Origin of the sequence: Leptolyngbya sp. FACHB-1624 (genome assembly GCF_047649235.1) — a bacterium.
In the GTDB taxonomy this organism is placed as follows: Bacteria; Cyanobacteriota; Cyanobacteriia; order Leptolyngbyales; family Leptolyngbyaceae; genus Leptolyngbya; species Leptolyngbya boryana.
Map to the genome: position 1 here is coordinate 3,463,890 of NZ_CP180258.1, position 13,560 is coordinate 3,477,449.

Annotated in this window: 12 protein-coding genes and 1 pseudogene; 5 read left to right on the forward strand and 8 right to left on the reverse strand. The window is 47.9% G+C overall.

All coding sequences use genetic code 11. From position 1 onward, the window contains the following. Window positions 1–26 precede the first annotated feature (26 nt). Window positions 27–2,585, forward strand: a complete 2,559-nt coding sequence (locus ACMUEV_RS16290) for a TIGR03960 family B12-binding radical SAM protein (RefSeq protein ID WP_190652343.1) — start codon at window positions 27–29, stop codon at window positions 2,583–2,585. A gap of 216 nt (window positions 2,586–2,801) precedes the next feature. Here ACMUEV_RS16290 and ACMUEV_RS16295 read toward each other — a convergent pair whose 3' ends face one another. Next, a complete protein-coding gene (locus ACMUEV_RS16295) occupies window positions 2,802–3,005 on the reverse strand; it encodes a hypothetical protein (protein WP_017288051.1) in 204 nt (67 codons plus the stop codon). A 40-nt stretch (window positions 3,006–3,045) separates the two neighbouring features. Here ACMUEV_RS16295 and ACMUEV_RS16300 point away from each other — a divergent pair. Beyond that, a pseudogene (locus tag ACMUEV_RS16300) lies at window positions 3,046–4,212 on the forward strand (Rne/Rng family ribonuclease); the annotation flags it as partial. A gap of 722 nt (window positions 4,213–4,934) precedes the next feature. On the opposite strand, the gene ACMUEV_RS16305 reads toward ACMUEV_RS16300, so the two are convergent. After that, window positions 4,935–5,075 (reverse strand): hypothetical protein, encoded by a 141-nt coding sequence (locus tag ACMUEV_RS16305; RefSeq protein WP_415354789.1) that lies wholly within the window; start codon window positions 5,073–5,075, stop codon window positions 4,935–4,937. Between the two features lie 107 nt (window positions 5,076–5,182). On the opposite strand from ACMUEV_RS16305, the gene ACMUEV_RS16310 reads away from it, so the two are divergent. Next, window positions 5,183–5,824: a ribonuclease HII gene (locus tag ACMUEV_RS16310; protein ID WP_190652345.1), complete on the forward strand. Its 642-nt coding sequence runs from the start codon at window positions 5,183–5,185 to the stop codon at window positions 5,822–5,824. On the opposite strand, the gene ACMUEV_RS16315 is transcribed toward ACMUEV_RS16310, so the two are convergent. After that, a complete protein-coding gene (locus ACMUEV_RS16315; RefSeq protein ID WP_017288048.1) occupies window positions 5,808–6,386 on the reverse strand; it encodes a DUF1997 domain-containing protein in 579 nt (192 codons plus the stop codon). The genes ACMUEV_RS16310 and ACMUEV_RS16315 overlap by 17 nt on opposite strands. A gap of 169 nt (window positions 6,387–6,555) precedes the next feature. On the opposite strand from ACMUEV_RS16315, the gene pheA reads away from it, so the two are divergent. Then, window positions 6,556–7,401, forward strand: a complete 846-nt coding sequence (gene pheA / locus ACMUEV_RS16320) for a prephenate dehydratase (protein WP_190652346.1) — start codon at window positions 6,556–6,558, stop codon at window positions 7,399–7,401. A gap of 48 nt (window positions 7,402–7,449) precedes the next feature. Here the strand turns inward: pheA and ACMUEV_RS16325 are convergent, their stop codons facing one another. Both ACMUEV_RS16325 and rpsJ read right to left on the reverse strand, forming a co-directional pair. Then, window positions 7,450–8,097 carry an LON peptidase substrate-binding domain-containing protein gene (locus ACMUEV_RS16325; RefSeq protein WP_017288046.1) on the reverse strand — a complete coding sequence of 216 codons (648 nt, stop codon included), beginning with the start codon at window positions 8,095–8,097 and terminating at the stop codon, window positions 7,450–7,452. 114 nt (window positions 8,098–8,211) lie between these two features. Beyond that, window positions 8,212–8,520: a 30S ribosomal protein S10 gene (gene rpsJ, locus ACMUEV_RS16330; RefSeq protein ID WP_239741349.1), complete on the reverse strand. Its 309-nt coding sequence runs from the start codon at window positions 8,518–8,520 to the stop codon at window positions 8,212–8,214. A gap of 206 nt (window positions 8,521–8,726) precedes the next feature. Here rpsJ and ACMUEV_RS16335 point away from each other — a divergent pair, with 206 nt between their 5' ends. Beyond that, the gene (locus ACMUEV_RS16335) at window positions 8,727–9,284 is read left to right on the forward strand and encodes a Uma2 family endonuclease (RefSeq protein WP_190652347.1); all 558 of its coding nucleotides are present in this window, start codon (window positions 8,727–8,729) and stop codon (window positions 9,282–9,284) included. A gap of 292 nt (window positions 9,285–9,576) precedes the next feature. Here ACMUEV_RS16335 and tuf read toward each other — a convergent pair whose 3' ends face one another. From tuf to rpsG, 3 genes are all read right to left on the reverse strand, one after another. Further along, complete coding sequence (gene tuf / locus ACMUEV_RS16340) at window positions 9,577–10,806, reverse strand: elongation factor Tu (RefSeq protein WP_017288041.1); 1,230 nt, start codon at window positions 10,804–10,806, stop codon at window positions 9,577–9,579. Between the two features lie 23 nt (window positions 10,807–10,829). Continuing rightward, entirely contained in the window at window positions 10,830–12,968 is a 2,139-nt protein-coding gene (gene fusA, locus ACMUEV_RS16345; protein ID WP_017288040.1) for an elongation factor G, read from the reverse strand. Window positions 12,969–13,052: 84 nt separating this feature from the next. Continuing rightward, window positions 13,053–13,523 carry a 30S ribosomal protein S7 gene (gene rpsG, locus ACMUEV_RS16350; RefSeq protein ID WP_017288039.1) on the reverse strand — a complete coding sequence of 157 codons (471 nt, stop codon included), beginning with the start codon at window positions 13,521–13,523 and terminating at the stop codon, window positions 13,053–13,055. Between the last annotated feature and the right edge of the window lie 37 nt (window positions 13,524–13,560).

The window sequence follows — 13,560 nt, forward strand, 5'->3', positions numbered from 1 at the left end:
CTGATTTAGAAACGCAAGGTGGAATCGTGGCAATTGCAGTAGAAAACCTCTTAACAACCGATATTCTGCGCCCCGCTCGATATCTTGGGAACGAATTGGGCGCAGTTCACAAAGATTGGGAAACCACGGTCGTTCGATGGGTGCTGACTTACCCAGAAGTTTATGAAGTCGGGGCATCGAATCTCGGTCACATCATTCTCTATAGCATTCTCAATACCCAGCCGCGTCAATTGTGCGATCGCGCTTATCTGCCCGCTCCCGATCTCTCTACAAAACTTCGGGAAACGCAAACGCCACTCTTTGCGGTTGAATCGCGTCGCCCTCTCACCGATTTCGATATTCTTGGTTTCAGCCTCAGCTACGAATTGGGCGCAACTAATATTCTCGAAATGCTCGACCTCGCTGGCATTCCTTTGACCTGGAGAGAACGATCAGAATCCGATCCCCTAATTTTTGCAGGTGGACAAACCGCGACTTCCAATCCCGAACCTTACGCGGATTTCTTTGATTTCGTCGCTTTAGGCGATGGCGAAGAATTACTCCCAGAGATTGGATTAATTCTTGAAGAAGGGAAGCTTGCAGGACTGAGCCGCGAAGACCTTTTATTCGATCTGGCACAGATTCCAGGGGTTTATGTGCCGCGATTTTATGACATGGCGGCAGATGGCTCGGTGCACCCGAATCGCCCAGACGTACCCAAACGAATTTTGAGACGAGTTGCAACTCCGATTCCAGCGTATTCGATTGGCTTAGTGCCCTATGTGCAAACTGTCCACGATCGCTTAACGATCGAAATCCGGCGCGGCTGTACTCGCGGCTGTCGATTCTGCCAGCCGGGTATGCTCACGCGTCCGGCACGGGATGTTGAACCAGAACAAGTGGTCGAAGCGATCGAATCCGGAATGAGAGCCACCGGATATAACGAATTCTCGCTGCTTTCATTGAGTTGTTCTGATTATTTGGCACTTCCAGCCGTTGGGGTTGAGATTAAGAATCGGTTGCACGGTGAGAATATTTCGTTGTCTTTACCGAGTCAGAGAGTCGATCGCTTCGATGAAAATATCGCCAATATCATTGGCGGAACTCGTCAAATCGGGATTACCTTTGCGCCGGAAGCTGGAACTCAGCGAATGCGCGACATTGTGAACAAAGGTTTGACCAATGAAGAACTGCTCAGAGGCGTGAAGACCGCCGTTGAGCAAGGTTGGGACAAGGTGAAGCTTTATTTCATGATTGGGCTTCCCGGTGAAACTGACGAAGATGTTTTAGGCATTGCAGATACAATTCGCTGGTTGCGCCGCGAGTGCAGTAAACAGGGGCGCAGACGGTTGGATTTCAACATTACGATTTCTAATTTCACACCGAAACCGCATACGCCGTTCCAATGGCACTCTGTTTCGACCTCAGAATTCAAGCGCAAGCAAGAATTATTGAAAGAAGCGTTTCGATCGATTAGAGGCACAAAGGTCAATTTCACCGACACGCGGATTTCGGCAATGGAAGATTTTGTCGGCAGAGGCGATCGACGATTAGCGCCTGTTGTGAAGCGGGCTTGGGAACTCGGTGCAGGGATGGATTCCTGGTGGGAAAGTGTCGAAAAAGCATTTGGAGCTTGGACACAAGCCATTGAAGAATCAGACTTAACGTGGAAATATCGCCAAGTCGATAGCGGTGAGTGGAATATTTTTGATGCAAATGAATCCATTTCGCTTGATGCACCGCTGCCCTGGGATCATTTGGATACCGGAATCGATAAGAAATGGCTACAAGAAGATTTGCAGAAGGCATTAGAAGCCGCGATCGTGCCGGATTGCTCGTTTGAAGGCTGTTCTCACTGTGGCGTTTGTGGCGTTGATTTTGGACACAATATTGTGATTCCGCCACCAGAAATTCCAGAGTTCACCGGGCACTTTGTTCCCAATCAAACCCGCGCTCAACGAATTCGGGTACGGATGGGCAAAGAAGGAGAAATGGCGTTATTGAGTCATTTGGATTTAATGCGATTATTCGATCGAGCCGTTCGCCGCGCTTCGATTCCACTTACCTTTACAGGCGGATTTCATCCTCAACCTAGAATTGTGCCCGCGAGTGCGTTGCCGCTTGGGGTCAGTAGTTCTGGTGAAATTGTGGATTTTGAATTGACTGAGCCAATGTCGATCGAAGAATTCCGCACTAAACTCGCGGCTCAACTTCCGGCTGACATGCCCATCTATGAAGTGCAAGACGTAGATCCGAAACAACCTGCCGCCGCAGTTTTGCTACAGAAAGCTGAATATTGGCTTGAAATTGCGGGTGATCAGGGAAATTGGCAAGATTGGATCGAGCAAATTTTGGCGAAATCTGAGATTCTCCTAGAACATACGACGAAATCGGGTAAGACCTATCCGTTGAACATGCGCGATCGCTTATTTGAATTGGAATTACTCGAATCGTCTTCAGATCGAGCGATCGTTCGTTATGTCGGAAGCTGTCAGAATGACGGGACATTGTTGAAACCTGAACAACTGGTTTCAATCTTTGAACAGGTGAGCCAGCAAGAACTCCACTTGTTAACCATTCATCGAATTCAGCTGGTTTTAGCGTAATTTGTCATCCCCAAAAGGGGGAGTTAGGCAATAAGAACACGGTCATAAGCTACGCTTTTACTCCCACTTTTTGAATCCAATTGTTAAAAATGGTACGGATGCAGATTCGCACGTTATAATGCTTTGCATCACAAGCTGAAGCAAGCTAGGAATCCCCGTAGATGCTGTCGGGAGATAGTCTTAGAGTCTTTGCTCATCTTGTCTGCCAGATTTTCGCTATTCTTCATCCGGATGCAGCATGCGTAACTCTTTACCACCGCTGCTAGCTTGATCGAAGTTCACTCGTTGGATGCCTATCGTCATTTGGCGAGAAGTGGCTTGAGGTTGTCGGTTTTTCAGAAACCACTTCAGCCAGAAACCGCCCAGATTTGTGTGATTTTGTGCGCCTGTATTTTTGTTTGTTAACGCGAAAGAAGTCAAACTTCAAAGCTTCGATCGCGCTCAGTTTTGAGGAAATTGAATGCCTAAGCAAATTGTGATTGCTGAGCAGCATAGAATCGCTGCTGTATTTTCAGAAGATCAAATTCAAGAATTAATCGTTGCCACCGGAAGCCACCAGGTTAGTGACATTTATTTAGGAATTGTTGAGAACGTCTTACCCGGAATCGACGCTGCATTTGTCAATATTGGCGATTCAGAACGAAACGGATTTATTCACGTCTCGGATCTCGGCCCCTTACGTTTAAAGCGTGCGGCAGGTTCGATTACCGAATTGCTTGCCCCGCAGCAGAAAGTTTTAGTTCAGGTGATGAAGGAGCCGACCGGAAATAAAGGTCCTCGACTGACTGGCAATATTTCCATGCCAGGTCGCTATTTAGTCTTGATGCCGTACGGTCGCGGCGTTAATCTCTCTCGTCGGATTCGCAACGAGAATGAACGAAACCGATTACGGGCATTGGCAATTCTAGTGAAGCCTGCTGGAATGGGCATTGTCATCCGCACCGAAGCCGAAGGAATGCCCGAAGAGGCAATCATCGAGGACTTGGAAGCGCTGCAACGGCAGTGGGAAGCGATTCTGCAAGAAGCAAGCTCCACCCGTGCCCCAGCGCTCTTGAATCGAGATGACGACTTCATTCAAAAAGTGCTGCGCGATGTCTACAGTTCAGACGTGAACCGGATTGTGGTCGATTCTCATACCGGGCTGAAGCGCGTCAAACAACAACTGCTCAACTGGGGCAGTGGCAAAACGCCTCAAGGAGTTCTGATCGATCATCACCGCGATCGCATTCCGATTCTCGATTATTTCCGGGTCAATGCCGCGATTCGAGAAGCGCTCAAACCGAGAGTAGACCTACCTTCTGGCGGTTACATCATTATTGAACGCACCGAAGCTTTAACGGTCATTGATGTTAACTCTGGATCATTTACGCGATCGGCAACGGCAAGAGAAACGGTTCTCTGGACAAACTGCGAAGCGGCAACCGAAATCGCTCGACAACTCCGCCTCCGCAACATTGCCGGGGTGATTATCGTAGACTTTATCGATATGGACTCACGCCGCGACCAATTGCAGGTCTTGGAGCATTTCAATAAAGCATTGCGATCGGACAAAGCAAAACCGCAGATCTCTCAATTGTCCGAACTCGGACTCGTCGAACTGACCCGGAAACGCCAAGGGAAAAACATTTACGAACTCTTTGGTCGTCCTTGCCCAACTTGTGGCGGTTTAGGTCATGTCGTTCACTTGCCGGGTGAAGCAGACTCATCTGAAGAATTTGAGACTTTAGAGCAGCGTCCTGCGGCTCGTTACACTGAGCGAGATGCTTCGGTTCGCCGCATCGAATCGCGACGCGACACTCCAGCCACTTCAGAATCATTTTGGGAAGGCGACGATTTAGAAGGTGATTCGGGCGATTCTGACCTCGAACTTCTGCATCATCCGAGTTATCAAGAACGGGGTCGATCCGCGAAAAGAACGCGTCATCGTCGCCAAGATGCCCCACGTGAATCGAGTCGATCCGAAGCTCCTGTGCGCGAATCTGCCCCCAGACCTTCTCGTTGGGAAGAATCCGGCAGCAGCCGTCCCCCAGTTTCTGCACCCACTTTGGTGTCTCGATCGAATAGCGATTTCCCCGCAGAACCCGTTGCAGAACCCCCAACCGAAGAAGCCCCTCGCGAAAATCGATACGAAGAGCGTCGCGGTGGACGGTCACAAAGACGCGATCGCTTTAATAAAACGCCATCCGAACCGCCCGAATCGGTTTATGTCGAAATGACTCCCGATGAACAGGATGTTTACGCCTGGATGGGAATTTCACCGCTGATTCTCTCGAATCAAGAAGTGAAGAATCCCAAAAATGCAATCGTGTCCATTCTTCTACCCGGTGAAGTTCCACCTCCTGAAGCAGTTCAATCTCTACCATCTGTTGACGTAGAATCTTCTCCAGTAGAGGATCTCGAAGCGTTTGCAGAACCAGAGTTTGAAGCTCCAGAGTTTGAAGAACCTGCGTTTGAAGAACCTGCGTTTGAAGTTCCAACATTTGCAGACATTTCAGAACCAGAGCCACCCGCAGTTGAGGAAGCTCCGGCGGAACCCGAAGAAGACACAACGGTTCGTCGTCGTCGTCGTCGCTCGTCTGCTTCGACAAACGAGTAAAATGCCGCAGAATCCGACCCTAGAAATCGAGCAGTCTTTGTGGAAGCAAGGACTGCTTCGGATCGTGGGTGTAGATGAAGCCGGATTAGGATGTCTTGCTGGTCCAATTGTGGCCGCAACCGTTCTCTTGCCTGTGCATTGCGAAATGATTGCCGGAGTCAGAGATTCTAAATTGCTTTCTGCATCTCAGAGAGAGCGACTGTTTGACGTGGTTAAATCAAATGCGATCGCGATTGGAGTGGGCATTGCCACAGTTCGAGAAATTGAGCAAATCAATGTTCTCCGCGCTTCCTATCTCGCGATGCAACGCGCTTTAAGCCGAGTTGCACCTTATGATCACGCATTGATTGATGGTCGTCCAATTCGGCAAACGGATTTAGGCTCACATACTGCAATCATTGACGGAGATGCGACCTGCTACGCGATCTCGTCTGCCTCGATCATTGCTAAAGTCAGACGAGATCGCTTTATGTGCCGTTTGGCACAACGATATCCAGGGTACGGATGGGAGAAAAACGCAGGATACGGAACAAAGCAGCATCTTGCCGCGATTCAATCCTTGGGAATTACTCCTTATCACCGCAAAACTTATGCTCCGGTACAGAAAGTCATTCAGCAATTCGAGCTTAATTTAGAGGCTTAAGCACAACCGAATCTTGCACAGAATTAGTTCCCACTTGCACTGCAACCCAGTTCCGATAATCAGTCAATAACTGCTGCATTAATCTTTGCTTAATCGTGGTTAAAACACTCAACAGCAAACCGTTTCCAGTCGTCTCAATCAGGGGGCGTGGCATAAAGGTCAGAGGTGGCGGAAGTTCAACTGCGACCGCAAGATTCGCCAAGCCTTTCAAATAAGTTTCACCATGCTGCTGACAGGGTGATAATTGTCCTTTCAAATCAAATAAAAACTTGTCATTGACATACTCAATTCCGCGCAATTCGCAGGCAGCCGATTGAATATTAATCGCTGCTTCCTCATTTGCCCAAACGCGCATATCGACAATCGGTTGAATGCTCAGGGTCATAAAATTCAGCGATCGCATTTTCAGCCGATAAAGGTCTGAATCCAATCGCTCAATCTGGCTAGAAGCGGCGAGTGCATTGACAACACGTTGCGGCTGGCGCAAGTAATTCGTAATATGAATGGGCTGCTCTGGAACAACCATTTCAACTCCCAGAGAGGCGGAAAACCGAGTATCCATTCGCAAAGATTTAGGGAAGGTTTGATCTAATTATGAACTAATTTTAAGGGCTTCTCAGTCACGTAAGTCATCTTACTGAAATATAAACATAATTACTTATACAAAAGATTATTGTTTTACAAAACTCAGCAGAGTATATAGAGTACTGAATCATTTTTGGAAAAAGGCGATGACTATTTCGATCGCACATTTAGGACCGCATGGAACTTATACAGAAACGGCTGCACTGAAGTATCTCAACTGGTTCACGAAAAGCCACGATCAAGCTGCGTTGCTGTGTCCTTATCCCAGTATTACGCAATCTTTAGAAGCTGTGGCAAAGGAACAAGTTCAGTGTGCAGTTGTCCCAATCGAGAATTCGATCGAAGGCAGTGTCACGATGACCTTAGATGCTCTCTGGCGGCTTGATACCTTGCGAATTCAGCATACGATCGTGTTACCGATTCATCATGCGCTATTGTCGATCGCATCTGATTTCAGCGAAATTCAAACGGTCTATTCTCATCCGCAAGCGCTGGCTCAATGTCAAAATTGGCTCGATCGTAATTTACCTTCGGCGCAAGTCATTGCCGCAAATTCCACAACTGAGGCATTACAGCATTTAGGCGAGAATCAAACGATCGCAGCGATTTCCTCACAAAGAGCAGCACAACTCTACAGCCTGCCCGTTCTTGCGTCTCCAATTAATGATCATCCAGAGAACTGCACGCGATTTATTGTTGTCAGTCTCGATCCTTCACCCGGTGGAAGTCGAACTTCGATCGCGTTTAGTGTCAGTGCGAACCAGCCTGGAGTATTAGTTAAACCGTTGCAGATTTTTGCAGAAAAAGAGATTAACCTGAGCCGAATTGAATCGCGCCCAACAAAGCGATCGCTCGGCGATTACGTGTTCTTTGTCGATTTAGAAGCCGATACCCGACAAGATGCGATTCAATCTGCACTCGCTGAGTTAGAGCATTGCACCGAGACTCTGAAAATCTTCGGAAGCTATGACGTTTTACCCGCGATCGGTTAAATGCTTGCAGATTCAAACGATCGCTTCTTCATTCGCTTGATTCTTCAACTATTCAGCAACGTCTTTTAAGGTGTCCTTTAAAACCGTTCTAGCTGCCAAATGGTTCCGAGTTGAAGTTAAAATCTCAGACTCTCGCTCTAGGCGAGCTTCCGTATCTTGCAACTCAAGCAATGCTTGCTGCTCGTCTGGAACATTGTGCAAGTTACTAGCAATCCAGTAGGAAAGCTCAGTCGGTAGCTCTGGAATATCTTCAGGCAGATCAATCTCTTGTCCAGAAAGCTTCTCAGTCAACCTAACCACATCATGCAGAAGTTGATTGACTTCTTTTGCTAAAGGTCTGAGATCGATCGCGGGAGGATGATCTTCAATCCACTCCACCAAACCAACTCGATATGGCTTTTCGCGAGTATATTCCAATACTCTAAATCGCTGCTGTCCAAGTGTGAGAATTTTCATGCGATCGTCTTGCAACCGCTGAAACTGAACAATCTCAGCACAGCATCCCACCGGAGCAGGCTGTCCTTTAACGGGATCCCACATTAATACTCCAAATCGTCGATCGCTTTCCAGAATCGTGTTCATCATCATGCGGTAGCGAAACTCGAAGATGTGAAGAGGAAGGGGGCGACCTGGGAAAAGTACCAGGTCGGGAAGAGGAAACAGGGGGAGTTCACGAACCGCGATCGATGATGTCATGCTCTGCAAACTTGTGATTGAGGGTGCTTACTCTACTCTAACGGATCTGTTATTGAGAAATGTAAACATCTTTAAAAAATTAAAGGATGTGATCACTCACATCCTTTCAAAGTTCTAGAGTTTGACTTCAATATCAACACCAGCGGGAAGGTCAAGCTTCATCAAGGCATCAATGGTCTTAGAAGAAGGTTGATAGATATCAATCAAGCGATGGTGAGTGCGAGTTTCAAAATGCTCACGCGAGTCTTTATCAACGTGGGGAGAACGCAGAACGCAATAGATTCTACGGCGAGTCGGGAGCGGAATAGGGCCAATTGCAGTGGCATTCGTGCGGTTTGCAGTATCGACGATCTTTTCACAAGATGTATCGAGTAAACGTCGATCGAACGCTTTCAGACGAATCCGAATTTTTTGCTGTTGAATCGTTGCCATTTGAAGTTAAGTTCCCAAGTTGTCAATGGTTCAGATGTGGACGCGCGATCGCGCCAGTAAAATATTGTAGCGCTAAAAACGCTTCAGACTCGCTCTTTTCTCAAGAAACCTTGATCGACTGACTTGATCAGCAGTGAGCAACATACGGTCAGTGAATTCTCAGTAAAATAGAACCAGGTTCAAGTGGAGCGAGGCAGATGACGATCGCAACTTACCAATGGACAATCGACCGTTACCATCAAGCAGTAGAAGCTGGCGTGTTTGAGGATCAAGCGATCGAATTGTTGAAAGGAGAATTGGTTCTGATGTCGCCTGAAGGGACACCTCATGCTTATTACAGTGATAGAGCCGCTCGTTACCTCAGACGATTATTGGAACTTCCTGAACTCGCTTATGTCAGAGAGGCAAAACCGATCACGTTGCCGAATGCATCAGAGCCAGAACCAGATATTGCGATCGTTCAACCCCTTGATCAAATTTATCTAGCGCATCATCCTTATCCAGAAAATGTATTTTGGGTCATTGAATATGCCCAGTCAAGCTTGACGAAAGATCTGGAGATTAAACGCAAAATCTATGCAGAAGTAAACATTGCTGAATATTGGGTGATTAATCTGCGTGACAAGAAATTGATTGTTTTTCGCATTCCAGTAAATGGAGAGTATCAATCAGAAGTTAGTGTCACTTCTGGAGTAATCAGCCCATTGTCTTTCCCAAATATTCAAATTGATGTGCGACAGTTGATGACTGTCTAAAGGCTGAACATAAGCGGCGAAATAAACTGATGCAAGGATTTGGGCAGGACGAATTAGGTTTATGTTTATGCAATCGGCAGAAGGTCGATCGGGGCGTTTAGGGTGTGATACATAGGATATTTTTTGCGATACAAGCTCAAATCAAGGCATTGCTCTAGAAAGCGAGCAATAGTCCGTGACCTTCATCTTGTCGATCGAGCAACCAATTGCGATTGCGATCAATTTTGAAGCGCAAAAAGCAAAGCCCCCAGTGGAGTACTCCACTGGGGGCTTCAAGCTAGTCAACTAAGATTTACTTGAGGATCTTAGCAACAACACCTGCACCAACAGTACGACCGCCTTCACGGATTGCGAAACGCATTCCTTCTTCAATTGCGATCGGGTTGATCAATTCAACCGTCATTTTGATGCGGTCGCCGGGCATCACCATTTCTGCTGCGCCACCTTCGTCAGTCGTGAAGTCGCTGATCGTTCCAGTTACGTCAGTTGTACGAACGTAAAACTGAGGACGATAGCCAGGGAAGAACGGAGTGTGACGGCCGCCTTCTTCTTTCTTCAGAATGTAAACTTCAGACTCAAACTTGGTGTGAGGCTTGATCGAACCTGGCTTAGCCAAGACCATCCCACGCTCAATGTCAGCCTTCTGAATACCACGGAGAAGAATACCAGCGTTATCACCAGCAACCCCTTCATCCAAGGACTTCTTAAACATTTCGATACCCGTTACAGTACTCTTGCGAGTGTCACGAATACCAACGAGTTCAACTTCGTCTTGAACCTTGACTTTTCCACGTTCAATCCGACCCGTTGCAACCGTACCCCGACCTGTAATCGAGAATACGTCCTCAACCGCCATCAAGAAAGGCTTGTCAACATCACGCTCAGGAGTCGGAATGTATTCGTCAACGGAATCCATCAACGCATAGATACAATCAACCCACTCGTTTTCACCCTTCTTGGTTTTGGGGTTCGCGGTCATCGCTTCAACTGCTTGGAGAGCAGAACCTGCGGTGATAGGAATTTCGTCACCGGGGAAGTCGTAAGAACTGAGAAGTTCGCGAACTTCAAGTTCTACGAGTTCGAGCAGTTCTTCATCATCCACCATGTCTTTCTTGTTCAAGAAGACAACCAGACGGGGAACGCCAACCTGACGAGCCAAGAGGATGTGTTCGCGAGTTTGGGGCATGGGACCATCAGCCGCCGATACCACCAGGATCGCGCCGTCCATCTGAGCCGCACCCGTGATCATGTTCTTCACATAGTCAGCGTGTCCAGGACAGTCTACGTGAGCGTAGTGACGGGATTCAGTTTCATACTCCACGTGAGCGGTGTTGATGGTGATACCCCGTGCTTTTTCTTCCGGAGCTGCATCAATGTCTTCATACTTCCGAGCCGCTGCTTGACCCAGAGCTGATAGGGTCATCGTGATTGCAGCCGTCAGCGTCGTTTTACCGTGGTCAACGTGACCAATCGTGCCGATGTTAACGTGGGGTTTAGTCCGTTCAAACTTTGCGCGTGCCATGAATTACAATTCCTCTTTCCTGATTAAGCGTTCCCTTTGTTTTTCGCAATGATGGTTTCAGCGACGTTCTTAGGTACTTCCTCGTAATGGCTAAATTCCATTGTAAAAGTACCGCGTCCCTGAGTCATCGATCGGATATCCGTAGCATATCCAAACATTTCTGCCAGTGGAACCTTGGTGGTGACTTTGGCGATTCCGCGCTCGACACCTTGAGCTTCAATTTGCCCACGCTTCGAGATCAGATTCCCCATTACACTGCCAAGAAAGTCTTCTGGCACTTCAACTTCGACCTTCATCATCGGCTCTAAGAGTACCGGACTGGCTTTCATAACGCCATCCTTAATCGCCATCGATCCAGCAATCTTAAACGCCATTTCAGAAGAGTCTACATCGTGGTACGAACCATCGACGAGTGTTGCTTTCACATCAATCAATGGATAGCCCGCAACGATCCCACTTTCGCAAGCTTCTTTCATCCCTTGCTCAGCAGGACCGACATATTCCTTCGGAACTGTACCACCTACGATTTTCGAGACAAACTCGAATCCGCTTCCGACTTCGCCGGGTTCAAGCTGGATCACAACGTGACCATATTGACCTTTACCACCACTCTGACGGACAAATTTGCCTTCAGCTTTGACAGCTTTGCGAATCGTTTCACGGTAAGCAACTTGAGGCGCACCGACGTTTGCTTCAACTTTGAACTCGCGAAGCATACGATCGACCAAGATTTCCAAGTGCAATTCGCCCATTCCGGCAATTACAGTTTGGTTCGTTTCTTGGTCAATGCTGACGCGGAACGTCGGGTCTTCTTCAGACAGTGCCTTGAGCGCTTTGGAAAGTTTTTCCATATCGCCTTTGGTTTTCGGTTCAACTGCAACCGAAATCACAGGCTCAGGAATAAACAGCGACTCAAGCACAATGTTGTCGCCTTCAGGACAAAGAGTGTCACCCGTGAGCGTGTCGGACAATCCAGGAATCGCTCCCAAATCACCAGCCCTGAGTTCGTCTACGTCAATCCGCTCATCTGCTTTCAAGATGATCAAACGAGAGACGCGCTCTTTCTTACCTTTGGTCGAGTTGTAGATGTAGCTTCCTTTCGCAAGCACACCAGAGTATACGCGAACAAAGGTTAAGCGACCCACGAACTTGTCGGTCATGACTTTGAAAGCGAGTGCAGCCAAAGGTGCATCGTCTTTCGGCGGACGAGCTTGAAGGCTTCCATCCGGCATCGTTCCTTGGATCGGCGGAATATCGATCGGGGAAGGAAGGTAATCCAAGACTGCGTCGAGCATCTGCTGAACGCCTTTGTTCTTAAAGGCAGAACCACAAAGCAGCGGAACAAAAAATTCTCCGTCGATTCCTTCGATCGTGCCTTTGCGAATTGCAGCTTTAATTTCTTCTTCGGTCAGTTCTTCACCAGCGAAGTACTTCTCAAGTAGAGCTTCATCGGTTTCTGCAACGGATTCGATCAGAATCGTGCGGAATTCTTCAGCTTTCTCTTTGAGATCTTCAGGAATATCGGTGACTTCAATTTCACGACCTAAATCGTCTTTGTGGATGTACGCTTTCATCCGAACCAAGTCGATGATGCCTTTGAATTGATCTTCAGCACCGATCGGAATTTGAATTGGAACAGCGTATTTAACGTTTAAGCGATCGCGAATTTGACCGTAGACCTTAAAGAAGTCTGCGCCAGTTCTGTCCATCTTGTTAACGAACACCATGCGGGGAACGTTATAGCGATTCGCCTGTTTCCACACAGTTTCGGACTGGGGCTGAACGCCACCCACGGAACAGAACACAGCAATTACGCCATCTAGAACTCGCATGGAACGCTCAACTTCAATCGTGAAGTCTACGTGTCCAGGCGTGTCGATGATGTTGATCTTGTGTTCGAGTTCGCCTTCACCGGGCTGGTTCGGCTTGTCTGCATCGCGACGAGTCCATTGAGTACTAATTGCAGCAGCGGTAATTGTGATTCCCCGCTCCCGCTCTTGCTCCATCCAGTCCGTTGTGGCTGTCCCCTCATGCACTTCGCCAATTTTATGGACGATGCCGGAGTAAAATAAAATCCGTTCTGTTGTTGTTGTTTTGCCCGCATCAATATGCGCGGCGATCCCGATGTTTCTTACTCTTTCGAGCGGGACGGTACGAGCCACAGCTACCTCCTTAGCATCTGTGAAAAGGGTCTTGGGTTTAAATCACACTACTGCGTCTGTGCGTCTGTTAAGATTCTATACTTTTTAATAGCGATAGTGCGCGAATGCTTTATTTGCTTCTGCCATCCGGTGCGTTTCTTCGCGTTTACGAATTGCGCTTCCGGTTTCATTTGCAGCATCCATCAATTCATTCGCCAGTTTCGCTGACATGGACTTTCCTGCCCGCGCCCGTGCGAATTGAATTAACCATCTCAAGGCCAACGCGATTCCTCGATCGGTTCGCACTTCCATCGGAACTTGATAAGTCGCACCACCAACCCGACGCGCTTTCACTTCGACGAGTGGCGTTGCATTTTTTACAGCCCGTTCAAAGGTTTCGAGCGGATCAGCGCCAGTGCGCTCTTTGATCGTTTCAAACGCATCATAAACAATGCGAGTGGCGAGAGATTTCTTGCCACTTTTCATAATCCGCCGCACCATCATGGTGACGAGACGGGAATTGTGTACCGAGTCCGCAGGAATGGGACGCTTTTTGATTGCGACGCGACGAGACATAATGAGCCTTCAAGAAAAACAACGATGGATTGAGGTT